16 protein-coding genes, 1 tRNA gene and 1 pseudogene are annotated in these 26,884 nt (G+C 49.3%); 9 read left to right on the top strand and 9 right to left on the bottom strand.

Translation table 11 applies throughout. The features are described 5' to 3' along the window. Positions 1-49 precede the first annotated feature (49 nt). The 4 genes and pseudogenes from EII41_RS03130 to EII41_RS03115 all read left to right on the top strand — a co-directional run bounded on the left by EII41_RS03130 (position 50) and on the right by EII41_RS03115 (position 7,610). Positions 50-3,067 carry a SusC/RagA family TonB-linked outer membrane protein gene (locus tag EII41_RS03130; protein ID WP_124789383.1) on the top strand — a complete coding sequence of 1,006 codons (3,018 nt, stop codon included), beginning with the start codon at positions 50-52 and terminating at the stop codon, positions 3,065-3,067. Positions 3,068-3,085: 18 nt separating this feature from the next. Then, positions 3,086-4,738, top strand: a complete 1,653-nt coding sequence (locus EII41_RS03125) for a SusD/RagB family nutrient-binding outer membrane lipoprotein (RefSeq protein WP_124789382.1) — start codon at positions 3,086-3,088, stop codon at positions 4,736-4,738. A gap of 440 nt (positions 4,739-5,178) precedes the next feature. Continuing rightward, positions 5,179-5,682 (top strand): annotated as a pseudogene (locus tag EII41_RS03120) (RagB/SusD family nutrient uptake outer membrane protein); the annotation flags it as partial. A gap of 428 nt (positions 5,683-6,110) precedes the next feature. Further along, on the top strand, positions 6,111-7,610 hold the full coding sequence (locus EII41_RS03115) for an arylsulfatase (RefSeq protein WP_124751435.1): 1,500 nt from the start codon (positions 6,111-6,113) through the stop codon (positions 7,608-7,610). 51 nt (positions 7,611-7,661) lie between these two features. Here EII41_RS03115 and EII41_RS03110 read toward each other — a convergent pair whose 3' ends face one another. Beyond that, positions 7,662-10,637: a PEP/pyruvate-binding domain-containing protein gene (locus EII41_RS03110; RefSeq protein ID WP_124789380.1), complete on the bottom strand. Its 2,976-nt coding sequence runs from the start codon at positions 10,635-10,637 to the stop codon at positions 7,662-7,664. Between the two features lie 109 nt (positions 10,638-10,746). On the opposite strand from EII41_RS03110, the gene gdhA reads away from it, so the two are divergent. Then, a complete protein-coding gene (gdhA, locus tag EII41_RS03105) occupies positions 10,747-12,081 on the top strand; it encodes an NADP-specific glutamate dehydrogenase (RefSeq protein WP_124751437.1) in 1,335 nt (444 codons plus the stop codon). Positions 12,082-12,121: 40 nt separating this feature from the next. Here gdhA and ruvC read toward each other — a convergent pair whose 3' ends face one another. Together ruvC and EII41_RS03095 are read right to left on the bottom strand one after the other, a co-directional pair. Then, positions 12,122-12,703 carry a crossover junction endodeoxyribonuclease RuvC gene (ruvC, locus tag EII41_RS03100; protein ID WP_124751438.1) on the bottom strand — a complete coding sequence of 194 codons (582 nt, stop codon included), beginning with the start codon at positions 12,701-12,703 and terminating at the stop codon, positions 12,122-12,124. Beyond that, complete coding sequence (locus tag EII41_RS03095; protein ID WP_124789379.1) at positions 12,700-13,014, bottom strand: DUF4286 family protein; 315 nt, start codon at positions 13,012-13,014, stop codon at positions 12,700-12,702. The genes ruvC and EII41_RS03095 overlap by 4 nt, the downstream gene beginning before the upstream one ends. Positions 13,015-13,086: 72 nt before the next feature. On the opposite strand from EII41_RS03095, the gene EII41_RS03090 reads away from it, so the two are divergent. After that, positions 13,087-13,160: transfer RNA gene (locus EII41_RS03090), tRNA-Ala, on the top strand. Between the two features lie 174 nt (positions 13,161-13,334). On the opposite strand, the gene EII41_RS03085 is transcribed toward EII41_RS03090, so the two are convergent. Then, positions 13,335-14,990 carry a phospholipase D-like domain-containing protein gene (locus tag EII41_RS03085; protein ID WP_124789378.1) on the bottom strand — a complete coding sequence of 552 codons (1,656 nt, stop codon included), beginning with the start codon at positions 14,988-14,990 and terminating at the stop codon, positions 13,335-13,337. Between the two features lie 562 nt (positions 14,991-15,552). On the opposite strand from EII41_RS03085, the gene EII41_RS03080 reads away from it, so the two are divergent. Both EII41_RS03080 and EII41_RS03075 read left to right on the top strand, forming a co-directional pair. Next, on the top strand, positions 15,553-19,317 hold the full coding sequence (locus EII41_RS03080) for a hypothetical protein (protein WP_124789377.1): 3,765 nt from the start codon (positions 15,553-15,555) through the stop codon (positions 19,315-19,317). 190 nt (positions 19,318-19,507) lie between these two features. Then, positions 19,508-20,290, top strand: a complete 783-nt coding sequence (locus EII41_RS03075; protein ID WP_124789376.1) for an alpha/beta fold hydrolase — start codon at positions 19,508-19,510, stop codon at positions 20,288-20,290. Positions 20,291-20,359: 69 nt separating this feature from the next. Here EII41_RS03075 and EII41_RS03070 read toward each other — a convergent pair whose 3' ends face one another. The 5 genes from EII41_RS03070 to lptB form a co-directional block, all read right to left on the bottom strand. Next, on the bottom strand, positions 20,360-21,748 hold the full coding sequence (locus EII41_RS03070) for an alpha/beta hydrolase family protein (RefSeq protein ID WP_124789375.1): 1,389 nt from the start codon (positions 21,746-21,748) through the stop codon (positions 20,360-20,362). An 856-nt stretch (positions 21,749-22,604) separates the two neighbouring features. Further along, positions 22,605-23,054, bottom strand: coding sequence for a YqaA family protein (locus EII41_RS03065; RefSeq protein ID WP_124751444.1), 450 nt, complete (start codon positions 23,052-23,054; stop codon positions 22,605-22,607). Next, on the bottom strand, positions 23,042-24,058 hold the full coding sequence (locus EII41_RS03060) for a DUF6427 family protein (protein WP_124789374.1): 1,017 nt from the start codon (positions 24,056-24,058) through the stop codon (positions 23,042-23,044). The genes EII41_RS03065 and EII41_RS03060 overlap by 13 nt, the downstream gene beginning before the upstream one ends. Before the next feature lie 12 nt (positions 24,059-24,070). After that, positions 24,071-25,345 carry a phosphoribosylamine--glycine ligase gene (purD, locus tag EII41_RS03055; protein WP_124789373.1) on the bottom strand — a complete coding sequence of 425 codons (1,275 nt, stop codon included), beginning with the start codon at positions 25,343-25,345 and terminating at the stop codon, positions 24,071-24,073. Between the two features lie 178 nt (positions 25,346-25,523). Beyond that, positions 25,524-26,273 carry an LPS export ABC transporter ATP-binding protein gene (gene lptB, locus EII41_RS03050; RefSeq protein WP_124789372.1) on the bottom strand — a complete coding sequence of 250 codons (750 nt, stop codon included), beginning with the start codon at positions 26,271-26,273 and terminating at the stop codon, positions 25,524-25,526. Between the two features lie 97 nt (positions 26,274-26,370). Here lptB and EII41_RS03045 point away from each other — a divergent pair, with 97 nt between their 5' ends. Continuing rightward, positions 26,371-26,847 carry a PaaI family thioesterase gene (locus EII41_RS03045; RefSeq protein ID WP_124789371.1) on the top strand — a complete coding sequence of 159 codons (477 nt, stop codon included), beginning with the start codon at positions 26,371-26,373 and terminating at the stop codon, positions 26,845-26,847. Positions 26,848-26,884 lie beyond the last annotated feature (37 nt).

Below are 26,884 nucleotides of genomic sequence, written 5' to 3'. Positions count from 1 at the left end.
TGCGCGGTTTTTAAAATAAGTACATAATTAAAATTAATCAAAAGATCGTATGAATAAACATCTATTTATGTTTGTGCTGTTCTTTTTGTGCACAAACGTGCTGCTGGCACAAAAGAAAGTGAGCGGCGTCGTGAAAGAAGCCGATACGAACGAGCCGTTGATCGGAGCAACCGTTGTGGTGAAAGGAACGACGAACGGTGTCATTACAGACCTGGACGGTCATTATACTATTGATGTGAATGCGAACGATGTGCTACAGTTCGCTTATGTGGGTCTTGAAACTCATGAAGAAACAGTAGGAGAACGTACGGTGATCAATGTGTCGCTGGCTTCTTCGTCCATCAAAATTAACGAAGTGGTGGTTACGGCCATGGGTCTCGAGCGTAAAGCGAAGAGCTTGACTTACGCGACGCAGCAAGTAGGCGGCGGCGAATTGACCCGTGCTAAGGAGACGAATCTGATCAACAGCTTGCAGGGTAAAACGGCAGGTTTGGTCATCACTCCGAACTCTACCGGTGCGGGCGGATCGTCGAAACTGTTGATCCGCGGAAACAAATCGGCGCAGGGAAACAACCAGCCGCTGATCGTAATCGACGGAATTCCGATGGCCAACTCGACAACGACACAGATGGAAGGCGAGTATGGCGGACGTGATGGAGGAGACGCTCTGTCGAACCTTAACCCCGACGACATCGCGAGCATCAACGTCTTAAAAGGTGCTTCGGCTGCGGCTCTGTACGGAAGTATGGCGGCCAACGGCGTGGTGATGATTACCACCAAGAAAGGATCGGTAGGAAGCATGCGTGTAGACGTATCGAGCAATACGACGTTCGAAACAACCTTAGACGCTCCGAAGCTGCAAAGCACGTATGGAGCTGCCGTATCCGGTTCGGGCGCGCTGGCGCAAGACAGCTGGGGCGAGAAAATCAGCGGCGAAGCCAAAGGAGCGAACCGCCTCGATGAGTTCTTCCGCACGGGAATGACCACGATCAACTCCATATCCATCAGCGGAGGATCGGAAAAGACCCAAAGCTACATTTCGTATGCCAACACGTCGGCAAGCGGTATCATGCCGACTAATACGTTTACCCGCCACAACATGATGGCTAAAGAAACATTCAAGTTGTTTGACAACAAAGTAACGGTTAATGCCTCGCTGAATTACATCATCCAGAAAGGCCGGAACCGTCACGAGCCGGGACAATATCGCAACCCTTTGACCGGACTCTATACGTTCCCGGCTAACGGTGACTTCCGTCAATACAAAAACGAATTTGAAAAGTACGACGATGTGAAGGGTTATCCCGTTCAACAATGGTATCGCGAGGTAAATCAGGATTTCAGCGCCAACCCGTATTGGGTGCTGCACCGCAATCCGCATACCGAGAAACGCGACCGTATGATGGCTTCGGCAAGCATCCGCTACAACATTACGGACTACCTGAACGTTCAGGGACGTTTGAACTACGACCGCATTGCCGATCTTTATGAACGGAAGATTTACGCTTCTACTTCGACCACATTGCACAACGTAAACGGCGAATACCGTCAGGAACGCGACGACAGCCGCCAGTTCTACGGCGACTTGATGGCCAACTTCAACAAAACTTTCGATGCGTGGAGTGTGACAGCTTCGGTCGGAACGAGCTTTACAGACCTCAAAGAAACGGGAATCATCGCAGCCGGTGGCGGCGACATCTACATCCCGAACTACTTCCAGATCGCAAACGGATCGAAGAACGGATCGGAGAACAAACGTTGGAAAACGCAGAAACGTCTCAACAGTGTGTTCGGTACGGCACAGATCGGATACAAAGACATGCTTTATCTTGACGTGACGGGACGTAACGACTGGTCATCGACCCTTTCGTACACACCGAACGTATCGTACTTCTATCCGTCGTTCGGATTGACGGCATTGATCAACGAAATGACGACTCTGCCCGAAGCATTTAATCTGTTGAAGGCACGCGCTTCGTATTCTGTAGTAGGTAACGACATGCCTGCATATATCACCAATCCGACGCATAAGTTCCGTAACGGTTCGGTCGATTTCAACACAAGCGTTCCTTTTACCGAAATGAAGCCTGAGAAACTGAAATCGATGGAGTTCGGGTTCGATCTCTCGATGTTCGATAATCGCTTCGAGATGGATTTCACCTACTACAAGACGAACAATACGAACCAATACTTCAGTATGGAAGCTTCGTCCGCGACCGGATACAGCAACTACTATTTTAATGCCGGCGACATCCAGAACACCGGTTTCGAAACAACCATGAGCTGGAGACAACCCATTACAGCTGATCTCTCATGGAAAACTTCATTCAACCTCTCATACAACGACAACGTTATTAAGAAGCTGGACGACCGTCAAGACGTAGCGAAAGAAAACCGTCTGACTCACGTATGGCTCGGAAGCTTGAGAGGCTATGACATGCGTCTCGTAGAAGGCGGATCGTACGGTGACCTGTATTCGAAAACCGTCGTACGCGATGAAAATGGCGTGATTAAAGTAGATGAAAACGGTGTTCCTCTTGTTTCGAAAGATAAAGAGTTCGTCGGCAACGTGAATCCGAAGTGGAATCTGGGATGGAGCAACTCATTCAACTATAAAGACCTTCAACTCTACTTCCTCATCGACGGACGCATCGGCGGAAACTTTGTAGACCTGACGCAAGCTACGCTCGACGCATACGGTGTATCGCAGAACTCGGCCGACGCACGCGACAACGGAGGAGTAGACCTCGGTAACGGCACGAAAGTCGACGCCGGAGCATTCTATCGTTCCATCGGACAAAGAGAGAAAGGCGGAGCTTACTACGTTTATTCTGCTACGAACTTCCGCCTGCGCGAGTTGTCGATCGGTTACGCTTTCCGCAATCTGCTGGGTGCCGGCAAAGACCTTGGCGTAAGCTTGATCGGGCGTAACTTGTTCTTCCTTTACAAAGACGCGCCGTCCGATCCCGAAGTGTCGATGTCTACGTCAAACGGTTACTCCGGATCGAACTACTTCGCGCTGCCCGCTACACGCAGTTTTGGTATTAACTTGAAAGCAACATTCTAACATAAAGCAATCGTATATATGAAAACAATCAATAAATTCAATCTGAAGAACGGTCTGCTGGCAGCCGCCATCATGGTACTCGGCACAACGGCATGTACCAACAATTTTGAAGAACTCAATACAGACCCGACCGGACTGACCTCTTCGCAGGCTCAGCAAGTCGGCTCCTTCATGCAGGAAGCGCAGCGTTCCATCTATTACAATCAAACAAACGGAAACTGGGAATATCAGCTGATCCAAAACCTCAATGCCGACTTGTATTCCGGCTATCTGGCTATCCCGACTCCGTTCGCTGCGAATAATAACAACAGCCAGTACGTTATGGTGGAAGGCTGGAACAATCAGGGATTCAGAGATTATTTCCTGCACGTGATGAAACCGTGTGTGAATTTGCTGGAAACACAGACGGCCGATGATTACGTAGCCATCGCCAAGATCCTGAAAGTGGCCGGTATGTCGAAAGCCGTCGACACGTATGGCCCAATGCCATATTCGAAAGCCGTAAAAGGAGGAATCTTTATCGAATACGATTCGGAAGAGGCTATCTACAAATCGTTTTTCGAAGATCTGGCCGATGCGACACAACGCTTGACCGCATTTGTTCAGAAAAATGGCGATGTGGCTGCCCGTTTGAACTTCGACCTGATGTGCGGCAAGAGCCACACTACCTGGTTGCAGTTTGCCAATACGTTGCGTCTGCGTCTGGCTATGCGCGTCGTAAAAGTTGCGCCCGATCTGGCAAAGAAAGAAGCCGAAGCAGCCGTAGCTAACCCCTATGGTGTGTTGGAGAAAGTCAATATCGAAGTAAAAGACGAGAATACACGTAACCCGCTGATGGTAATCTGCCGCGATTATAACGACTGTAGCATTGGCGCTTCGTTCGAGTCGATCTTGAAGGGCTACAATGACCCTCGTCTGGTTAAAATGGCCTTGCCCGTAGGATGGATGAATAAGGGAGATATCAAAGACAAGGACGGCAAGGAAACGAACTCGATCGGCAAGATCTACGGCGTTCGCAACGGTTTCGAAGTTCCGTCGGCCGGTGAATATAAGATGTACTCGATCCCGATGGTTAGCACAGACGGAACCAACCCGATGTCGACCGACTATCCGCTACCGATTATGAAGCGTGCCGAGTCGTATTTCCTTCGTGCCGAAGGCGCACTGCGCGGATGGGCCATGAAGGGAACGGCCGAAAACTTCTACAAGGAAGGAATCCGTGTTTCGTTCGAAGACTATAAGGTTTCGGCCGATTATGAAACCTACGTTGAAGGCACCACACTGGCTGCCGACTACGTAGATCCGCATAACCCAGCCTTGAACATTAAAGGAATGAACGACGTTCCCGTGAAATTTATGGCCAACGGAACCAACGAACAGAAGCTGCAACAGATTATCACGCAGAAGTGGATCGCCGGATTCCCTGAAGGATTGAACGCATGGAGCGAATATCGTCGTACAGGCTATCCGAAGCTCTTCCCGATCATTGCGAACAAAAGCGCGTTCCCTGAGCTGACAACACTCGGTATCCGTCGTCTGCCGTTCTGCCAGAGCGAGAAAAGCTTTAACAGACCGGGATATGACTCGGGTGTAAAAATCCTCGAAGCACGTGGCGGCAAAGACAATATCGCTACGCGTCTTTGGTGGGATACCCCTGCAGGAAACTTCTAAAAGCTTTTTGGAAGTGTCGGAAATAAGAGAGCGGCCCCAAAACGAGGCGGCTCTCTTTTCTTTTTTCGTGACGGGGAGTGATTGTGAACGATCTGTTTTGAGGAAGTAGTAGAAGACCTAACAATTGCTATTTGTGTGAAGCGTTGCAGAGAGTAAAAAACACTTAAACATGATCGAGGTTAGCTGTTAATCATTCATGGCGATGCCCGATGCGCTCCTGTTTTTCTTCTATTTTTACGAATCAGAAACCTCAGGACGAATGGCAAACTCCTTGAAGTAAAATCAGAGATGATCAGTCTCTCTATTTGTAACACTCGTTTAAAATAACTAATATTGCATCTTATTTGCAATGGATCAGGTTCGTTTAACAAGTCTTTGTGTCGATACATTTGGCATTGTTTCTCTGACCGTTTCTAGGAGCCATGAAAGAGAAAGATACAATAGAAGAAGTACTCTTGAATTATGCCGAATGCAAATGGGAACAAGGGCAGTTTGATCAGGCGATTGCGGACAAGACGATCAACAAGCTTCGCAAAAGAGCCGGTGTGGCCGGTATGAACGTCGCCGAGATTGATGCGAACTTCGACCCCAAAAGAGATCCGAACGTGAATCCGGTTCTTTGGGAGATACGAAGAGAACGAATCATTGAGCTGATGGGCGAAGGATTCGGATTCGACGATATTCGTCGCTGGAAAGTCGCGCCTTGGTTCGTCAACAAACAACAATTGGGGATGTGGATCGAGCAATCACGGGTGAAAGAGTCGCTCTGGGACGAAAACACCCATCTGCCTACCAAATCGAAGACGGAAGGGTATATCTATCTTTGGGCAGACCCGCTGAAAGAAGGTAAAGGATGGTTAGACAAATATTACTTATATCAAGTGCCTACCGATGAGATCGTGTTAAATCCCGCGTTAGCGCCTAATAATCCCGGCTGGGAGTAGTCGGTCATTGCAAGAAGGTGAGGCTGTCTTTGCGACAGTCTCATTTTTTTATTCTTATTTCTTTGCCGCTCGATTATATTTCAGTCTCTCGGATACGGAATTTACGAGTTACGGAACGAGAGACCACACAACCGAGAGGGCGGTAAAAAGTGCCGTTGTTGTACAACAACAGGGTTAAAACTGCTGTTTAAGGGGCGTTGTTGTACAACAACGGGGCAAAAACTGCTGTTTAAGGGTCATTGTTGTACAACAACAGGGCAAAAACTGCTGTTTAAGGGTCGTTGTTGTGCAACAACGGGGGCAAAACTGCTGTTTTAAGGTCATTGTTGTACAACAACGGGTAAAATATGCTGTTTTGAATGCCGGAGACTCGGTTTCCGGAGCAAATTCAAGAAAATCCGCGATATTTGAATACAAATTTATTTCACATGCAAACAAAACTGAAAATATGGACAATGAGCTTCGCCGCTTGCGGTGCTCTTCAGGCTCAACAAAAGCCGAACATCATCTATATCCTCGCCGATGATCTGGGATATGGCGATTTAGGTTGCTATGGACAAACAAAAATTGAAACACCTCATATCGACCAATTGGCACGCGACGGCCTTCGTTTTACGCAACATTACTCCGGCTCACCGGTTTCGGCTCCTTCGCGATGCGTACTCCTGACAGGAAAACACAGCGGACACGCCTACATCAGAGGAAACGATGAAATGGGTGAACGAGGCGACGTCTGGAGTCACGAGGCGATGCTCGCCGACTCTACGCTCGAAGGCCAGCGTCCGCTACCGACAGGGACTGTTACCCTCCCCAAGCTGCTGAAAAAAGCGGGATACATGACAGCTATGGTCGGCAAATGGGGCTTGGGATATCCCGGATCCGAAGGTACGCCCAATAAAATGGGATTTGATTTTTTCTATGGGTATAATTGTCAACGTCAGGCGCATACATATTACCCTCCGTTCCTTTATCGAAACGAGCTTCGCGAATATCTACAGAATAAACTCTTATCGCCTCATACGCTGCTCGATGAAGGAACCGATCCGATGCTCGAATCCAATTACGATAAATATACCCAACAAGAATATGCTCCCGATTTAATGTGGAAGGAAATATGCTCTTTCATAGACGAAAATAAAAAGCAGCCGTTTTTCTTGATGTGGACAACTCCTATACCTCACGTACCGCTGCAAGCACCCCGCAAATGGATTGATTACTATGTAAAAAAAATCGGAGACGAAGAACCTTATTCAGGCAAGTCCGGTTACTTTCCGGCGCGTTATCCGAGAGCTACGTATGCCGCAATGATCAGTTATCTCGACGAGCAAATCGGCGAATTAATTACCGAACTGAAACGACAAGAAATTTATGAAAACACGCTCATCATATTTACCAGCGATAACGGCCCATCCTTCAACGGAGGAACCGATTCGCCTTGGTTCGACAGCGCACATCCGTTTAAAAGCGAACAGGGATGGGGGAAAACGTCATTGAGAGAAGGCGGTATCCGTGTGCCGATGATTGCGATGTGGCAAGGAAAAATCAAAGCCGGGACAATCTCCGATCATATTTCCGCCTTTTGGGATGTGATGCCTACGTTAGCCGAGATAGCAGGTGAAAAGCTCTCTGAAACAGACGGTATAAGTTTTCTGCCTGCTTTATTAGGTAAGAAGCAGAAAAAGCACGATTACCTGTATTGGGAGTTCCCTGAAAACGAAGGGTGCAAAGCTATTCGGATGGGAAAATGGAAAGGGTACATCGGTGACATCAAGAAGGGAAACCGCGGCATGGAAGTTTACGATTTAAGCAAAGACCCGTGCGAACAAAACAATATCGCCGACAAAAATTCGCGCATTGTCAAAGTGCTTTACCAGAAAATGAATGAAGCACATCGTGAGCCGGAAATAAAGAAGTTTAAAATGGAGTGAGTCTTCTCGCCCCCTGACTGAGACGGCAGGAAGATTCACTCCATGATGCTTTTAAGCTCCTTCCTCCGTGCAAGTCGGTTTCATCACGACGCCCAGCCCTTGGCGACCGTCTATTTTGATCGTTATCGGATGCTCGAAATGTACAAGCCGCAGATACTCTGTCTCGCGTACAGCCGGTTGCGCATTCAGAAACGCTTCGTCGAACGTCCCTCCGCCAAACGAGGGATGAATCGTAAAATAGCCTGCGCCGCACGATGTCAGATTCTGAAAGAAATGTGTTCCCTGACTCGGATCAATCCGGTAATGATCCAAACTGCACTCTACGATCACCCGCGCATGACTGATATGAGGCCATTTCACCGGAATACCGAGCCACGGGTCATGACTACCCCACCGACCGGGACCGACCAAGACATAATAGCATCCTCTCTCGGAGAATTCGCGATTGATCGCCTCGATTTGTGCTGCAATCGTTTGTGTCCGGGCCGAATCGAATGATGCCGTCTTGACATATAACACATCTTGCACATCGTTCGAGATACCGTGTCCCAGTGAGTTGGATGACCAGAGAATCGTATCTTCGGGTGCTACGCGCTTCAGGTCTTCGTCAATCATTTCTTTTTGATCGACAATCGGGCGGATTTGCAGCAGATAAAACGACGCACGATCACGTTTCTGCGGATGAATATTGACTGCGAATTCAATCTCGACCGGACGTCCCATTTCTTTCTGACCAATCTGGAGCAGGGTATCAAGCGTTTTAGCCAGCGGGAACATGTCATGTTGCAGAATATTCGCAAACGACAGGATTTTCCGTCCGCCGGGGTAATAGCCATCACGGATAATATGATCATGAGGCTCGTAAGTCGAGGTGATAAACCTCAATGCCCCGTCCTCATCGGCATCTTTAACTCCCAGACGCATCAAATTAAACGAGTCGTCGACCGAAAAACGGGTTGGCATATTCTTCATATCCAATGCCAGAAAACGCGTCTGCGTCTCCTTCAAGGCAAATTCGGTCGTGCTCATCTGCAAGATATTGCGAGGATGACGAGGCGAAAAGCGCAACGTAACGCCACCGTCGACGATGTATTTGCCCAATCCCAAAGCAATGTTGGCAATACCGTCTTCGGCCTTCTCCTTGCCGATGGGGTAAAAGTTCAGCGAGCGTGCCACTCCGCTAATCAACGGATAGAGACGGTCGTTAAACCGTACGCCAACGACTTCCTGAAGCACGACGGCCATTTTTTCCTGATCGATCAGGTTGCTGGTGGCTGTCATATAAGCCTTACTGTCACGATAAAACACAGACGCATAAACTCCTTTGACCGCATCGCTCACCGCCCGAAGCATCTCGTTCTTATCGTCCATATTAGGCACCATATACGTCGAATAGACACCGGCGAACGGCTGGTAATGGGCATCTTCGAGCAGACTTGACGAGCGCACCGCAATCGGACGCTTCACCACTTCGAAAAAAGCCATCAGATCGTCTACCAATCGCTGCGGAAGTTCCGCTTCCAAGAAACGGCTGAGGATTTCCTCGTTGCTGATATCACTTAATGCCAGCGGATATAGACGGTTGGTCTCCATAAACTCATCGAAAATATCGGTGCAGAGTACGACCGTTTTAGGGATGTTGACCGGAAAATTTTCTTGATCCAACATCGGATAGCGTTTGATCATCGCGCCAATAAAAGCCAGTCCGCGCCCTTTACCTCCCAGTGATCCTTCACCGATGCGCGCAAAGTTGCTGTACTCGTCAAACCGTTCTTTTTGATAAACAGCCACGACACCGGAGTTCTTCATCTGCCGATACTGCACGATGACATCGAAAATAAGTTGACGGGCGTCGTTCAAGTCCGTGCACATGTTCACATCAATATGTTTCAGCAGTTCAGCCGGTGGGAACATCGCGCGCGAATAGAAGAAACGAGAAAAATGATTGCGCGAAAGATGATACCGGAGCGAATGTTCCGGAATATTAAAGATCTGATGCTGTAATCCTTTCAGGTCTTTGATACGCATGATCTCCTCTTTCGTTTCAGGTTCCAGAATGACAAAATCGCCAAAGCCGAAGCGTCTCGTAATCTTTTCACGCAAATCCTGCGGATAGCTCTTGGAGTTCTTATCGATAAATGAAGCCCCCAGCTTCCGGGCGTATTCGCGATTGCTCGATTCGGACGATTCCATGATAATCGGCGTTACCGGCCCTGTTTCGCGCACATATTGCCCGAAACGGTACCCTGCCAGCGCATCTTTTTTTCCTTCACGGTTAAAGCTCATGTCGGAGACGATACCGAGAATATGTTCGCGATACTGGTCATAAATATGTACTGCTTCTTCGTATGTGCGTGCCAGCTTGATTTTCGGCCGCCCACGCATCCGGAGCGTCCGCTGATGGTCATTGAGTGCCTCCTTGGCAAATTCCTGACTTTGTTCCAGCACGAATTTGTAAAGATGCGGCAGCGCCGAAGAATAGAAGCGTATCGAGTCCTCGACCAGCAGAATGATCTGTACCCCCACACTGGCAGTATCGTCCGGCGCGTTCATATTGTCTTCAATCAGTTTGATGATGGCCAAAAGCAGATCCGAATTGCCCAGCCAGCTAAAGACGTAATCGATGACGCTTAAGTCTTCATTCGCCACACGCCTTGTTACTTCTTTCGAGAAAGGCGTTAAGACCACAATCGGGATGGATGGAAACTGTTGCTTAATTTCTTTCGGCGCTCCGAAGATATCGGCCTCCATCATATTCGGCATGAAAATGATCAGTTCGAATGTCCGATTGGCCAGCTCCCGCAAAGCCTCTTCTTCGGTCGAAACTTGTGTAAATCGCGGCGGATAACGCAGGCTCAGCGACATGTATTCATTAAAAATCTGCTCGTCTACTCGCCCGTCATCTTCGAGCATAAACGTATCGTATTCCGTTGCAATCAGCAATACATTATATATACGCTTATTCATCAGGTTTGCAAACGAAACATCTTTGAATGCAACTTTTTGAAAGTCCTTTATTTTACTCATACAATTGGGTTTCCCGACCTGTTGCGGGACAGCCCGCCAAAATTAAAGAAAAATATTTGGTATACCGTAAAAACTCCTTACATTTGTGGACTTTTAAAAATAAAAAAACATGAAGACCGAAGAAATCTTATTATCATTGGAAGCCAAGCATCCCGGAGAGAAGGAATACTTGCAGGCTGTCAAAGAAGTGCTTATTTCGATTGAAGATGTTTACAACCAACATCCGGAATTTGAAAAAGCAAAAATCATCGAACGGTTAGTAGAACCCGACCGTATTTTTACATTCCGTGTGCCCTGGGTCGACGATCAGGGCGAAGTACATGTCAACCTCGGTTACCGCGTACAATTTAATAATGCGATTGGCCCGTATAAAGGCGGACTGCGTTTTCATCCGTCGGTAAACCTCTCGATCCTGAAATTCCTTGGCTTCGAGCAGACTTTCAAAAATGCTTTGACCACACTGCCCATGGGAGGCGGAAAGGGAGGAGCAGATTTTGCATTCCGCGGACGTAGCGATGCCGAAGTAATGCGCTTCTGTCAGTCGTTCATGCTGGAGCTCTGGCGCAATATCGGTCCGGACACGGATGTTCCGGCGGGTGATATCGGTGTAGGAGCACGTGAAGTAGGCTACCTCTATGGTATGTACAAAAAATTAGCTCGTGAAAATACGGGAACGATGACCGGAAAAGGCATGGAATTCGGAGGATCGATCCTACGTCCCGAAGCAACCGGTTTCGGCGGACTTTATTTCGTACATCAAATGTTGCGTGAGCACGGACACGATATTCAAGGCAAGACAGTTGCGATTTCCGGCTTCGGAAACGTAGCTTGGGGTGCTGCCACCAAAGCAACCGAACTGGGTGCAAAAGTTGTGACGATCTCCGGTCCTGACGGTTACATTTACGATCCGACAGGGATCTCCGGCAAAAAAATCGATTATATGCTTGAGTTACGTGCTTCCGGAAATGACATCGTTGCTCCTTATGCCGACGAATTTAAGGAAGCGACGTTCTTCGCAGGCAAACGTCCGTGGGAACAAAAGGTTGATATCGCATTGCCGTGTGCTACACAGAACGAATTAGGGGCTGAAGACGCGCGTGCATTGATCGACAACGATACGCTTTGCGTGGCCGAGATCTCGAACATGGGTTGTACGGCCGAAGCAGTCGACTTGTTTGTACATAACAACCGTCTGTTTGCTCCGGGTAAAGCGGTGAATGCAGGCGGTGTGGCTACATCGGGACTGGAAATGACGCAGAATGCCATGCATATCTCTTGGCCGGCATCGGAAGTAGACGAGAAACTGCATCAGATCATGAGCAGCATCCACGAACAGTGCGTGCTCCACGGTCGCGAAGGCAAATATATCAACTATGTGAAAGGGGCGAACATTGCAGGGTTTATGAAAGTAGCCCGCGCGATGATGGCACAAGGCGTAGTATAACATTCACATCCGGTGATTGCGGAGGAAAGGAAGCAGCCGCTTATTTCCCCCGCACTTTGCCGGGATTTTTAGCAATGAAATCTTTCCAACCGGTGTATGCTTTTTCGGGCATGGGCCGGTTGGTTTGTAAATAGTGACAATAAGCCGCGGCCAGCCCATCCGTCGCGTCGAGTTGCGGAAGCATGTGCTCGTCGGGAATACGGAGGATATGCTGTAACATTCCGGCCACCTGTTCTTTCGCTGCTTGTCCGTTACCGGTGATGGCCATCTTGATTTTCAGCGGCGCATACTCGAATATCGGCACATCACGATTTAACGCTGCGGCAATGGCAGCACCCTGTGCACGTCCCAGCTTCAACATACTTTGTATATTCTTGCCGAAGAAAGGCGCTTCAATTGCCATCTCATCAGGATGATATTGATCGATCAGCGAAATAACACGTTCATAAATGCGGCGAAGACGTACATAGTGATCTTCATAACGGTCCAATTTCAACACGCCCATCGTTTCGAGAGATGCTTTTCGTCCGTTGATGGAAAGTACGCCATACCCCATCACGATCGTGCCCGGATCAATACCGAGAATAATCCGTTCTAAAGCCGTCGTCCCCTCTCTTTTCATATCAAATCAAGTTCTTCGAGCACAGTCGAGAACCCCGCCATCTCATGTCCGAATCGGGCGATAAGCTCCTGATGTAGCGCTGCCCCCTCGTCACACATCCAGGCTTGTAACGTCTTCTCATCGCTTACTCTGAACTGCACCGACACACTGACTCCTTCTGCACCTTCCACCTCATGAACGACTCGCTGCAAACGCGGCGATTGGAGTTGCCCGCTGCGCGTTGCCGCCGGAATGTAAACCGTCCGTAAATAAGCAAGTCCCTCCTCATATTTCTTGTGCGAGAGATGAAATGTCGTATAAAAAACAAGCATAGTCCGTAAATTTCCCGTCAAAGGTAGCGCTATTGTTGAAAAAAACGTTACCTTTGCCGCGAAATAATTCGAGGGGTATTAGCTCATCTGGCTAGAGCGCGACACTGGCAGTGTCGAGGTGAGCGGTTCGAGTCCGCTATACTCCACCTCTTTTGAAGGGTGTGTCAAAACATAAGGTTTGGGCACACCCTTTTTAGGTGTGTAAGAAAGGTGAAATTGGAGGGCTAAGGATAAGAGCGAGAGTGCATACTAAGGTGTGTGACCGAGCTCACATTCAGTAAGCAACGCAGCAGTTCGCCCGTTATGACACACCGCCTTTTTTATTCGCTGACCTGAGCGAAATATTTTCTCCGTGCTCCCCGTGCATTGTCCCGGAAATAGTCTTTCCACCAGTCGTCGGTTCTCAGGTACTTCGGTTTTTCGAGGGGGTCGCGCCATTGCAGCGATTCGCGGAACGAGTAGTGGCTGAACAGCCTCATGTATTCGCCCAGATAGATGTCGGCCACTCTCCGGTTGCCGCGGACGATCACCATATTCTCGTCGTTGTTCTTCGTGGAGGCGACGCTGAAATTGGCCGAACCGGTAACTACGATGGGATTCCTGCCCAGCGGATCGATGAGCATGAACTTGTTGTGGATGTATTTCACGTTGGAGTTCAATCCCGTGAGCCGCTCCCGGAGCCATCCGTCGAAACGATTCGTACGGATCGTATTGCCGATGGCGAACACATTCTCTTTCTTGCGCCGGATCGCTTCGATCTTCTTCTTCTCTCTTTCGAATTTCTCCCTGTCTTTCCCGGCCATGCACGCTTTCTCCATAAGTGCATAGCGCAATGAGGTGCGTGCGGTTTCATACACCTTCCTGAACTCTTCGTTCATCCCGAAAGCGAACGTCATAAACAACGCATGCCTGGCCGACCGTGCCATACCGGCATAATTCTCCAGCACCTCCAGGCCGGTGCGCGGGCTGAAGACCGCCGTTTCCTCCTCCCGGAGCGGCAAAGCGAACGCCGGCGTGATCTCTTCCACCCGTTTCTTCATCGGCCCGTTCTCGAGGTCGCTTCGCAACGCCTCCCAATAGCGTGCGTACCGCTCGGCAATGGCGGGATTGTTGACGACATGCGCCACGTTGGAATGTCCGAAAATGCCTCCTTCCGAAAAATTCATCCCGCCCGTCCATACCGACACCGGACGGCCTCTTTCGAGCTTCAGGATAAATTTATTGTGCGAGATGTAGGATTTGCCGTTGAGGCGGGGCGTGCAACAGGAGGCAAGCCCCGTTTCGCGGATGGCCGCTTCGTTGATCAGGCGCGGATACTCCTTCCGCCCGTCGTAAACAATCCGCACGTCCACTCCCCGCTCCATCGCTTTCCCGATCACTTCGAGAAAAGGCCGGTAATGAAACTCGTAGGCCGCAATCCGCAGGCTGTGCTCCGGCCCGCACGACTCCACAAAACCCACCAGCGCTTCGTAGGCCCCGCGCGAGAGCCATTCGAACGCCCGGTTGTCCGGCACATCCTTCGGCGACACATCGCCGAACCGCCGCACATATTCCTGCGAGGCGGCCGACCCTCTGTTGAAAAAGACATTGTGCCCCGCGCCCTCCTCTTTCTCCGTACGGACCGGCACCCGCACGGTGGCATAGACCGTTAAATCGGCCGGCGTCCCCTTCAGGGCAGATACCTCGTAGGTGTAGGCATATCCCGGCTTGGCCGAATAGTCGGCCCACTGGAAACTCTGAATGGGAAACTTGTGCGTGGAATACTGCGTGCCGGGTTTGAGCTTCGGGTCGGTCTCCTCAAAAACTTTCGACGCTTTCAGATAATACCTCTCCCCCTCGGTATGGTCTTCCCGCAAAACCGAAAAGCCGAGCAACCCCTCGCACTCCTCTTCGGGCAAATGAATGCCCAGCAAAACCACATGGCTTCCGGATACGGCATGTACCTTCAGCCCTCCTTTTTTTCTTTGTGCTCTCATAAGAATCTTTTTTTATCAAGTGATTTTCTTCAAAATATCATATTCAGCTTTTTTCGCTGTAAAAGTAAAAAAAAACAAGCAATTCGGCTTCCGTTCAAAATGAATTTTTATAGACAATAAAATTACGATTGCTTTTGTTCGGATTAACACTTTTAACCGGATAAGAGAAGCTCAATAACAACATATCCGTATACATCGTTTCCTTATTCCAATAAGCAAGAAAAATCTTAATTAGCTCTAAAGTTTGCGATTATCGCATTGAATAACTCTACGAATGAGTATAAACTGTATTTACCGAGATTGACCTCCCAAAAAGGCTTTTGAAGTCATTCAGACCTAATATGGCTTTCCGATAATGATAATAGTGTGCTCCCTCCATATTTTTACAACAGATTTATGCCTTGCATGTTAGATCATGCGAGCAAAGTGTGTAGAATAATATTGAACGTATACTATTTTTTTTGAAGAATATTTTTTTCTCTCATTATTTACTTCTAATTTTGTCGTGAAGCTTTAATGCTTTCAGTTTGCAAATCAGTTAAATTCTTCAGATGATAAAGACATGAAAACAAAATTACTTGGGATTCTTACTCTCTGCTTAGGGATAGTTTACACCGCACAGGCACAGTTCCGCATCGGAACGACGGACTACCCGACACTGAGCGCGGCCGTGGCTGCCGTCCCCACAACGGGAATCCCCACTACGATCGAAGCCACGACGAACCACAGTATGACGACGGCTGTAACCGTAAACAGCGGCCAGCACATCGTGTTGAAAAGCGCGGGAGGGAACTTTACGCTCAAACGCAGCGCAGCACTCCTGACGCATCTGGTTATCGTACAAAACAATGCCACCCTTATCATGGAGAACATTGTACTGGACGGAGGAGCCATCTGGGATAATCAGGAACTAACGGTACATGCAGATACAACCCGTATAAATAGCGGACTTATTGCAGAAAAACCACTTATCCTTGTGAATGAGGGTGCGACACTGACACTAAACGAAGGTACGGTATTACAAAACAACCACAACACCGGTTCGGGCGATTGTGCCGGTATACGAAACTCCGGAAAGTTAACTCTCAACAACGGCTCTATGATCCGGTTATGCTCTTATTATACATCCGGTCCGCTTTCAGGAACGGTCGCAGGTGGTATTTGTAGCATCAGACCCAACTCTATCGTCATAATGAATGGCAATTCGACCATCGCAGGATGTATGTCGAAATCAAGAGACAATGACGCCGGAGGCATCTTCAGTGGGCATGGATCAGAAGTAGTGATGAACGACAATGCTTCCATCTACGGATGTTACTGTACAAATGGAGGAGGAGGCATCACACAACGAGAAAGGAAACTGATCATGAATGGGAGTGCATCTATTCATCACTGTGCCGCAAACAATGGTGGCGGTTTTTTGGGCTATACCAACGCAACGATTGAAATGAACGGGAACTCGGCCATACATGATAACGAAGCGTTCGTGCTCGGAGGCGGAATCAGTTTATTCAGTAATAGCGCAAGTGGAGGTGCAAGCTCTAAACTTCTTATGAACAACAATGCTGCCATATACAACAATAAATCAAGAAAAGCGGCTGGAGGAGTTGCCAATCGGGGAGGATGGATTTATATGAACAATAATGCCTCTATCCACCATAATGAGTCCGGAACGTTTGGTGGAGGTGTCGCCCTCTCAGGAACATCGACGGCTCAAGGATATCTGTACATGAATGGCGGACGTATTAATCATAACGCAGCGAAAACGACACAGGGAGGTATTGCCATGGCATCGCACGCAACCCTACACCTCAAAGGCGGAGAAGTCAGTTATAATACAGCAGAAAGAGGCAGTGGCGGAATACATGCTTCCGGTCTGACCGACACCATCCGTATATATGGCGGACGAATTGCTTACAATAAGGCTCCGACAGCTGCCGGTATTGGTTTAAATAATCAGGCTGTGCTTTATATGACCGGTGGAGAAATCAGCGAAAATCAAGCCTTAAACAAGGGGGGAGGAATCTATATCGGATCACATGCAACAAATGCTCCGATCGTAAACATCCTCGGACGCGCAGCGATACATAACAACAAAGCAGCTGTGGGTAACGGCATATTCATGGCGGCCGACAAGAACGGCGGACCGGCCTCGGTGTTTAATCTCAGCGGTACGGCGCATATAAAGGATGAGATGTTTTTGGAGAAAGATTCCTTAAATCCTGCTCCTAACGGCGATCCATTGCGCAATAAGTTTATTACACTCATCAGTGAACCCGAACGGAAATTTAAAGTCAGTACGGACCCGCAGCATGACGCTCCTTACGGACGAATCGTCGTCGTACCGGGCACCGCAACCATAGACGGAACGACCTATACGCTGGCCGACGCGTCTTCTTATGCCGACAAATTCACACATCCGATAAAAGCTGTTGTCTCAGGACTTCCTACAACTCCTACAGCACAAAAACTTATCTTGGGATGTTACGACCCGGATATGATTACGATTCTCCGTACTCCTTTGGGCAAACCCGCTAAGATCAATGTGCCGCAGACTTTTGCCGTCAAAGATGCTTCATCGTCCATCTCCGGATATACATGGACATTCGCAGAAGGAACACCGGCCTCATCAACGGATGTCACTCCGAGTGTAACATGGACAACCATCGGCCAAAAACAGATTGAACTGAAAGTCTCCGAAAAAGGCGTCAGCTATGCTGCGGGCGACACGATGCGGTGCGAAATGATTGCGAAAAGAACGATCGCCGTACAAGGAAAAACAATCGACTTCTTCGTGAATAAACGATCAACCTCCGGACTACAGACCGGCCTTTCGTGGAAAGATGCCTTCCTGAACCTCGATACGGCTCTGGCAGCCGCCGGCAAGGGTGACCGGATATGGGTGGCCGAAGGTGTCTACACGCCCACCGGCGGATCGTATGTGATGGCTTATGACAGTGTGGAAGTCTACGGAGGCTTCGGTGGTACAGAGTCGGCGATTGAGGAGCGTAACTTTGTGGATCATCCGACGACCTTACAAGGAAAAGACTCTGCTGTTATCCGGATCAATGGAAACCGCTCTTATCCCGAAGGAGGCTGCGGAGTCAGTCGTGGTGCGCGCTGGGACGGTTTCATCATCACCGGAGGTATGGCTAAGCAAGGTGCGGGTATCTTTAACGACAACGGATCGCCGACGATTGTCAATTGTATCATCCGTGGCAATGCGGCGACACACGAAGGTGGCGGCGTATATACCTTGTCGCGCGGAACATGTGCAACAGGAAGCCCGTTATTTATGAATACCGAGATCAGTGGTAACAGAGCTCGTCGGGGGGGCGGGCTCTATAACGAAGGCGGAAAAACGGAATTACTGAATGTAACCATCTCCGGGAATCATGCTACAGAATCCGGAGCCGGTATATATAACGCTCAAACATCCGGAGTGAGATCTTTAAACACAATTATTTATGACAATCGTACGACGGCAGAGCAGATGTTGCCTAATATTGTGAATATGGGTGTTGGTACCGAATACCGCTTCTGTCTAATCGAAGGAGCGGATATTCCCAACGCATGGAACCTGATAGGTACCAATGCAGGAAGCAATGTCTACCAGAGACCATATTTTGTTAAACCGGGATTTAATAAGGAGGGAATCATGGTTGCTGGAAATTATCGGCTTGCGGATTCACGAAGCTCTGCTTGTAATGCCGGATGGAATCCTCCTGTGATTAGTGCCCGTCTAGTGAAAGATCTGGCAGGAGTTGAACGAATCGATGACAGTCGTGTAGATATAGGAGCCTACGAATTTATTCCGAGCAATATGCCTCCTATCCAATTGCCTCATAGCGTCATCGTGAGTGAATGTAAGCATGCGAAGACGAATCCTCCGAAAGGAATGTATTCGGTAATCTCAAAACAAGATTTTACGATAAAGATTACTCCTGACGAAGGATATACGCTCGAAGAACTGGAGATCACAACAGGTTCCAAATGGCAGGATAAAGAAGGCGGGATGAAGAAGACAAAGAACCCTGACGGTAGCATGACCGTCGTGTTCCGCTATGTAACGGAACCTCTGAACGTCCAATTCTCCGGTGTCAAGCCTACGGCGAACCAGTTGATCCAAGAATATGCGGCTGTATGGGCCAGCAAAGACGGTGTACATATTCGGACGGATCGGCCGGTCATGGTACAGATCTATACCGTAATGGGTACACTCTCTTACCGTCAGCAACTTTCGGCGGGCGAGATGATGCTTCCGCTTCCGAGAGGACTATATATCGTTAAGATCGATCAAATGGTACAGAAAGTTGTTGTTAAATAAGATTCAGAAATAAAGATGCTGTGTCACGGAAAGACGGGAGATCAATGTCTTTTCCGTGACACAGTTTGTTTTAGACTAAATGAGGAAAGAAAATAACACGGAAACGTATAAATCTGCTGAAGGCAGACGATTACTTCACAATTTATATCGTAAACATTTGCTGGCATTGGAAGTTCCCTTTTGGGAACAGATGGTGGAAACAAATTTCGGCGATACGCACGTAATGTACTACGGCTCTCCGTCCGGTATGCCCGTCTTGTGTTTCGGAGGAACGTGGATCACGAACCCATTGTCGATGCGTCCTTTTATTGAAGGTGTCGACTTAGACAAGATACGGCTTGTCGTGCCGGATGTGCCCGGAGGGATAGGATTTAGTGCGGAGCAGCAGCTTCATGCATCGAAAGGCGAATACGGACAGTGGGCTTTTCAAGTCATCGACAGGTTGGGGCTTCGGGAATGTACCGTATTAGGTTACTCCTTTGGAGCCAATATTGCGTTGCAACTTTGTCAGGAGGCCTTGCTATGCGTTCGTCGGCTTCTCCTTGTTCAGCCTGCCGGCATTGCAAAAGGTACATCCTCAAAAATTGAGAAGTTGATGCGTATGGCGGATAAAGAGGAGAAGCAACTAACGGAAGAATGGTTGAGAAAAAGCATGACACCGATGCTTTCGTTCGAACATGATGACCTGATGGAGATGGCTAAAATGTTCTTACTGCACGCGAAGATTGCTAAAGGAGATTGGAAAGAGCTTCGGAAGAAAGATTTGCATAAGTTTCGCGCACCCGTTGGCCTGATAGCCGATCAATCCGACAGTTTATTTCCGGGCGAAGAGATCATCAAACAGGCCCGTAAAATGATTCCATTCCTTGAAATGTCGAGTCTGACAAACCTCGGATGTCATTTCGGATTGTTTAAAAACGATGAACAGACAGCCGAAGTTATGAGCTCCGTCACCGATTTCCTGTTGCGGTAAGAGAGCATGATGAAAGTATTGTGTGAGATGAATCGTTATGGTGGAAGAAGCCTTTGTTGCCGACTTATTTCACCTCCGTTCCTTGATCCATGCGACGATGATTTCGAGTGCCGAAGGGGAAAACGTTTGTTCGATTGTAGCATATTCGTTGAGGGCTCCGGTCGTACACTCTTGGAAAAGATGATTCAACCCCGGGAGTTCGCGGACGGTGACATCGGTATTTCCTCCCTCTTCCAACGCTTTCCGGATAGCCGATAAATTGGATTGCGCGGCAACTTGCGTATCTTTCGTGCCATTGAGTGCCAGCACGGGACAGGTTACTTTTCGGAGCGTCGGGGCAGGATCATAGCGCAGAAAGTATTGCATCCACGGAGAGAGCATCTGTTTTACTTGGGATTGGATATACAAATCCTGCCTTTCCGGGGAAGAGCCCGGCAGAACGGTTTGCACGGATTGCTTCAGACAGGCTGTCAGACTGTCTGACAGATGCTCCTGATCGCTGCATGTAAGAATCAAGTCACATAGCCTTGCCATAAGGTCATTGCCTATCTTACGTGCGCTGTCCGGTACACCCGACGCTTTAGCCATATCCTCGACCTGTGTTTTCACTAATTCATGGCCGGGAACACCTACCCCGGCAAGCATCACGATAAACGACACGCGTTTGTTCCTCGCCGCGACCATCGGAGCGATGACGCCTCCTTCGCTGTGGCCGATCAACCCTATCCGGAGAGAATCTACCTCATGGCGGGTTCTCAAGTATTCGACGGCCGCTTCGGCATCGTTGGAAAAATCGGGCGAGGTAGCCGTAGAGAAACGGCCGCCGGACTGTGCCGTGCCGCGGTCGTCATACCGCAGCACTCCGATACCGTTTCGGGTCAGGTAATCGGCTATCACCAGAAAGGGTTTATGTCCCATCAACTCTTCGTCACGGTTCTGGGGGCCGCTGCCCGAGATCAGGACGACAACGGGATACTTCCCTTCCTTCGCAGGAAGCGTTAACGTGCCGGCCAGCGTGATGTTGTCGGTCGGGTTAACGAACGTGACCTCTTCGGTATGATACGGAAATGGCGGACGAGGCTCTTGCGGACGCTTGGACACAACTCCCGACGTATCGTTACGAACCATATCAAGCGGCATCTTCATCCCCATCTGTGAGAAGGTGCCTTTCAGCGTATCGTTTGCCAATACCGCATCATAAGAAGCTCCCAGGCTTCGCATAACGATACGAAGTGCAAAAGGATTGAATGTAACCGTATCGCACGGAATGCCTTTCGCTCCCTGATCGGGACTGTCGAGCGTGGCAGAAAGTCCCTGCTCGCTTTGCTGAATGTGAAACACGAGGCGCAGTTTGATACCACTCACGGAGATCCTTCCGCTCCATGATCCGGTAATCTCTTGTGCCGGGAGCGTGCCCGTCATGAGCATCGCTACCAGGCATAATATCATCTTTTTCATCGTAAAAAGTGTATTAACGTTTTAGATACAATTTCCGAATCAATCAGCCCGACCATAAAGCCGGCAATCCATTCTCCGTCCCGGCTTGCACCGACGACTTTCACGATATTCCATAATGCAACATCGTTCGGCAAGGCTTTTACGTTGAGAGGCGCCCAGCAGCCCGGACAGAAAACAGGCAACATGATTTGTTCTTCTTTTCGATTCGCTTTGCAAAAATAATGCTGTTTTTGAATAAAATGCGTGAATTATCGGATAATATGTATTTTTCAATTCATCTTCTTGTTTGAAAAGGCTCTTTGAAATGATCTTTTGCCATCAAACTCATTCATTGACGATAGGGGTTCTACGTTTTATCCGTATCGTAAGTTACGGACTTTATTCCGTGCGATATTTTCTCGACTTGAATAAAGAAACGCCTGATAACTTGTCATACAAAACCAGTCAACAAGACTTTTCCGTTGTCTCCGTATCACATTTTATGAGCTTCGACGAGTAAGATTGCGATAAATTGTCGCATGGAAGCAATCAACACAACTTTTTCTCTGCCTTCGTTTTAAATTTTGCCGACTCTGTAAAGAATTTTCTGACAACTTGTCGCACGGAGACAGTTTGCGCCATTTTGCAGCCCTCTCCGTGCGACATTTTACCAACTCCCACAAGCAGGTCGCTGACAACTTGTCGCAAGGAGGCTGTTCCGATGACTTCCCGATTGTTTCCGTATTGCATTTTGTCGACCTCCGGAGTGGTGAGGTTCATTTCATTGTTGATTTTTTGCCTGTGAGGATGTGTTCGATTGTCTCCGTGTGGTATTTTTTCGAGAAACGTGTTTTTTCAGTCCAAAGAAAGCGGAAATTCAGACAGCTCCCTGGACTTTATATACGAGCTCCATCCATACCCAATAGCGGATGGCTTTGCCAAGCAGCATCCAGAAAGCAACCCACCAGACGTTGGCGCGAAGAAAGCCCAGCGCCACGGCAATAAAATCGCCAATACCGGGTACGAATACGAAAAAAGCCGTCCACGAGCCTTTCCCACTGATCCACTGCTGTACTTTCAGCAACTTGTCGATATTGAGCCGAAGGTATTTCTTGATCCATTCCACCTTCCCGACTTTCCCGATCCAATAGCAGGTCATTCCGCCGAGAAAATTACCCATCGTCGCCGCGATCATACAGGGCAGATACGATGCGCCGCCCAGCAGCACTCCCGTGAGCACGACCTCGGAGCTGAAGGGGAGGATAGTTGCCGCGAGGAAAGAGGCAATGAAGACGCCGATGTATCCGTAATCGATCAGAAAGTCCATAAACGAACGAGCAGCAGGAGCACGAGAAAGATGACGATCAGGATATAGAACAAATACGTCAGCAGATTACGCCGGTCGGAGAAGAAATAGGCAATCAACATGGATGAGGGGACGTAGAAGAGGCAGAGGAAATCGGCCGAGTAGCCTTCGTAAAGGCCGAGCGGTACCAGCGAATAGAACGCGAAGACAATCAGAAAAGAAAGGTGTTGCCGCGTACGTATGGTATGCTCGAACTCATGCAGTAAGATATAGATATACGTGATGATGGTGAGGCAGACGACACATATCGAACTGAGCCATTCGATCCGTAGCGGGTCACGGAGAAAGACGGGGTTGACCGCCGTCAATTGTTCTTTTAGTATGGTGAAGAAGGTATAATCATGTTTCCAAAGACACCAGACAAGCACAAAGCCGAACGTGGTAAGGATGCCCAGGAGGGAGGTGAGCAGGTTTTGAAACGTCAAGGAATGGAGACGGTACATCCCAAACCAGAAAAGCGGTACCATCCAGAGCAGATGCGGCCAGATGAGGCTGCCCAGACTTAAATAAACGGACATGTTGAAGATACGTCCTGTCCGTTCGGGAGTTTGGTATGAGCGAAAAAGCTCGAAGAGCGCTCCCAACAGGAAGAAAAGTGCCAGTGAAGCGGGACGAAGGGGAAAGATGTCCGGATTCGTACTGACAAAGAGCAGGAAAAAGAGGAATGGCAACAGCGTTTTTCCTCGAACAATCACAGAGGAAAAATTGATGCGTTGTATAATAAAGGCAAGCAAACAAATCAAAGAGCATCCGATCAGGTAGGTGAAACGTTTTCCGGGCAGTATCGAACAGACGGCTTCCCACACGGGCGAGGCGCTCGCATCGCAAGCGACCGGATATCCGGCCGAGTATTGATAGCCTACCGTCCAACATACCAGACAAACCAGTACGGTAAGAATAAGGTTGGGCAGGCTCGACAGATGGATCCGTTTTTTACGCCGCAAGGCTTCTGATTCTCGTCCCATATCCGGTGATACTTACAGATCGAACCCGATATCGTGCCGATAGTATTTTTTTTCGAAATCGATGGCCTCTGCTCCGGCAAACGATTTCTCCAACGCCTCTTCTTTCGTTGTCCCATAAGAACTGACGGCAAGGACGCGTCCGCCCGACGTAACGACGGTTCCGTCTTTCCGGGCCGTCCCGGCATGAAACAAGATACGGTCGGGAGTATCGATTCTATCGAGTCCGGTGATGACTTTGCCTTTCTCATAGGCTTCGGGATATCCCCCGCTGACGAGCATTACGGTAACGGCAGCACGTTCATCTTGCGTCAGCTCGCATGTGGCCAGCGTGCCTTGCGCTACTCCTTCGAGGAGCTCGACCAGATCGCTTTTGATACGCAGCATCACCACTTCCGTTTCAGGATCGCCCATACGACAGTTGTATTCGATCACCATCGGATCGCCTTTGACGTTAATCAGTCCGAGAAAGATAAACCCTTTGTAGTCGATGCCTTCGGCGCGCAGCCCGTCGACCGTAGGGCGGATGATGCGCTCCTCCACCTTTTGCATAAAAGCGGCATCGGCGAAGGGAACGGGCGATACGGCTCCCATACCGCCGGTGTTCAAGCCGGTATTTCCTTCGCCGATTCGTTTATAATCTTTCGCCACGGGAAGGATTTTGTAATTGTGGCCATCGGTCAATACAAACACCGAGCATTCGATCCCGTCGAGAAACTCCTCGATGACAACCGTACGGCTCGCCTCACCGAACATGCCCTGCAACATCTCGCGCAATTCTTTCCGTGCCTCGTCGAGCGAATCGATGATCAGCACGCCCTTGCCGGCTGCCAGCCCGTCGGCTTTCAGCACGTAAGGAGGCGAGAGTGTTTCGAGAAAAGCCTCGCCGGCTGCCAGATCGTCGGCGGTAAAGCTGCGGTAGCGTGCGGTAGGAATATCATGTCGCATCATAAAGGCCTTGGCGAAGTCTTTGCTGCCTTCCAGCTGCGCTCCCTCACGACTCGGGCCAATGACCGGGATGCGAGTCAGCGCGTCATCGTCGCGGAAATAGTCATAAATCCCTGCCACCAGCGGATCTTCCGGCCCTACGACGACCATGTCGACGTGATTCGCCAATACAAACGTTTTGATGCCTGCAAAATCATTCGTCTGCAAGTCTACGTTTGTTCCCACAGTAGCCGTCCCCGCATTACCCGGGGCAATGTAAAGCTGACCGACTTTCGGGCTTTGCGCCATTTTCCATGCCAGCGCGTGCTCACGTCCTCCCGAACCTAAAAGTAATATATTCATCGTTCTTCGTGTTTATTCGTTTATTCATTCTCTTAACTCCGATGCTTTCTTCCCTTGTGCAAAGCCATCGGAAGGCTGTCTCAACAGCCTGATTTTCGCGGCGGCTTCGTACACACCTCCGATATTTCCCGCAAAGATACGGAAATATGACTTATGTGTTATAAAGCACGAAAGAATATCAGAGGTTTTTCTTGCGTAACTCAAAGTCTCGTCCCAGATACTTCTCGCGCACAATCTCGTTGGCCGCCAACTCTTCGGCCGTGCCTTGAAAGAGTACCTTTCCTTCGAACAGCAGGTAGGCGCGGTCGGTGATGCTTAACGTTTCGTGCACGTTGTGGTCGGTGATGAGGATTCCGATGTTCTTATGCCTGAGTCGGGCGACGATGGTCTGAATGTCCTGTACGGCGATAGGGTCTACACCGGCAAACGGCTCGTCGAGCATGATAAATTTCGGGTCGATGGCCAGGCAGCGGGCAATCTCCGCCCGACGGCGCTCTCCTCCCGACAGGCGGTCGCCCAGATTTTTGCGTACCTTCTGAAGACCGAACTCCTCGATCAGGCTTTCCATCTTCTCCCGTTGATACTCTTTCGGCTTGTCGGTCATCTCGAGTACGGAACGGATATTGTCTTCGACCGTCATCTTGCGAAAGATCGAAGCCTCCTGAGCCAGATAACCGATACCCAGACGAGCTCGCTTGTAGACGGGATAACCGGTGATCTCCGTATCATTCAGAAAGATTTTTCCCTGATTCGGTGTCACCAGCCCCACGCTCATATAGAATGTCGTCGTTTTACCTGCCCCGTTGGGGCCGAGCAACCCGACGATTTCCCCCTGCTTGACGTTGATCGATACGTGATTCACGACCGTGCGCGTGCGATATTTCTTCACCAAATCTTCGGTGCGGAGCATCATTTGTTGTTCATCCATCGGTTCTGTTTTTTTACCCGCTGCAAAGATAGAATATTTTTGTATCTTTCGGCCGTAAATCATACGTATCAACACGTATTCTATTGTAGGACTTATCATGACAAACCCCAAAGCATTTCAAGATTATTACCCCGAAGCCTTCGGGCACTGTTTCGGCTGCGGCGCGGAGAATCCCCACGGACTGCATATCAAAAGTTATTGGAACGACGATGCGGACGATGAGACCATCGCTTTCTACACCCCTCAGCCGTACCATACGGGCGGTTATCCGGGATATGTGTACGGAGGACTCATTGCCGCCATCCTCGATTGTCACGGCAACGGTACGGCGGCGGCAGCCGGTTACCGCTTTCACGGACGAGCGATGGGCAGTCAACCCGCACTCCGTTATGTGACGGCCTCTCTTCAGGTCGATTACGTGAAGCCTACTCCCATGGGGATGACGCTTGAACTCCACGCCCGCATCCTCGAAGTCACCGCCCGGAAGGTCCGCATGGAACTGTGGCTTACAGCAGCCGACGTGGTCACCGTTAAAGCACAAATGGTCTCGGTCGCCTTGCCGCCGAACTCTTGAAAAGTATTTGCCCCGGAAGCAGCAGATACGAACCTGT

The sequence above is a fragment of the Tannerella forsythia genome (genome assembly GCF_003860135.1).
Classification (GTDB): Bacteria; Bacteroidota; Bacteroidia; order Bacteroidales; family Tannerellaceae; genus Tannerella; species Tannerella forsythia_A.
The sequence above is the reverse complement of the archived record's forward strand: the minus strand, read 5'-3'. Positions and strand labels throughout refer to the sequence as shown.

What these genes read in the sequence shown, in the direction of transcription:
- EII41_RS03130 (WP_124789383.1), top strand. Translation starts at nt 50, where the DNA reads ATGAATAAACATCTATTTATGTTTGTGCTGTTCTTTTTGTGCACAAAC.
- EII41_RS03125 (WP_124789382.1), top strand. Translation starts at nt 3,086, where the DNA reads ATGAAAACAATCAATAAATTCAATCTGAAGAACGGTCTGCTGGCAGCC.
- EII41_RS03115 (WP_124751435.1), top strand. Translation starts at nt 6,111, where the DNA reads ATGCAAACAAAACTGAAAATATGGACAATGAGCTTCGCCGCTTGCGGT.
- EII41_RS03110 (WP_124789380.1), bottom strand. Translation starts at nt 10,637, where the DNA reads ATGAGTAAAATAAAGGACTTTCAAAAAGTTGCATTCAAAGATGTTTCG.
- gdhA (WP_124751437.1), top strand. Translation starts at nt 10,747, where the DNA reads ATGAAGACCGAAGAAATCTTATTATCATTGGAAGCCAAGCATCCCGGA.
- ruvC (WP_124751438.1), bottom strand. Translation starts at nt 12,703, where the DNA reads ATGAAAAGAGAGGGGACGACGGCTTTAGAACGGATTATTCTCGGTATT.
- EII41_RS03095 (WP_124789379.1), bottom strand. Translation starts at nt 13,014, where the DNA reads ATGCTTGTTTTTTATACGACATTTCATCTCTCGCACAAGAAATATGAG.
- EII41_RS03085 (WP_124789378.1), bottom strand. Translation starts at nt 14,990, where the DNA reads ATGAGAGCACAAAGAAAAAAAGGAGGGCTGAAGGTACATGCCGTATCC.
- EII41_RS03080 (WP_124789377.1), top strand. Translation starts at nt 15,553, where the DNA reads ATGAAAACAAAATTACTTGGGATTCTTACTCTCTGCTTAGGGATAGTT.
- EII41_RS03075 (WP_124789376.1), top strand. Translation starts at nt 19,508, where the DNA reads ATGGTGGAAACAAATTTCGGCGATACGCACGTAATGTACTACGGCTCT.
- EII41_RS03070 (WP_124789375.1), bottom strand. Translation starts at nt 21,748, where the DNA reads ATGAAAAAGATGATATTATGCCTGGTAGCGATGCTCATGACGGGCACG.
- EII41_RS03065 (WP_124751444.1), bottom strand. Translation starts at nt 23,054, where the DNA reads ATGGACTTTCTGATCGATTACGGATACATCGGCGTCTTCATTGCCTCT.
- EII41_RS03060 (WP_124789374.1), bottom strand. Translation starts at nt 24,058, where the DNA reads ATGGGACGAGAATCAGAAGCCTTGCGGCGTAAAAAACGGATCCATCTG.
- purD (WP_124789373.1), bottom strand. Translation starts at nt 25,345, where the DNA reads ATGAATATATTACTTTTAGGTTCGGGAGGACGTGAGCACGCGCTGGCA.
- lptB (WP_124789372.1), bottom strand. Translation starts at nt 26,273, where the DNA reads ATGGATGAACAACAAATGATGCTCCGCACCGAAGATTTGGTGAAGAAA.
- EII41_RS03045 (WP_124789371.1), top strand. Translation starts at nt 26,371, where the DNA reads ATGACAAACCCCAAAGCATTTCAAGATTATTACCCCGAAGCCTTCGGG.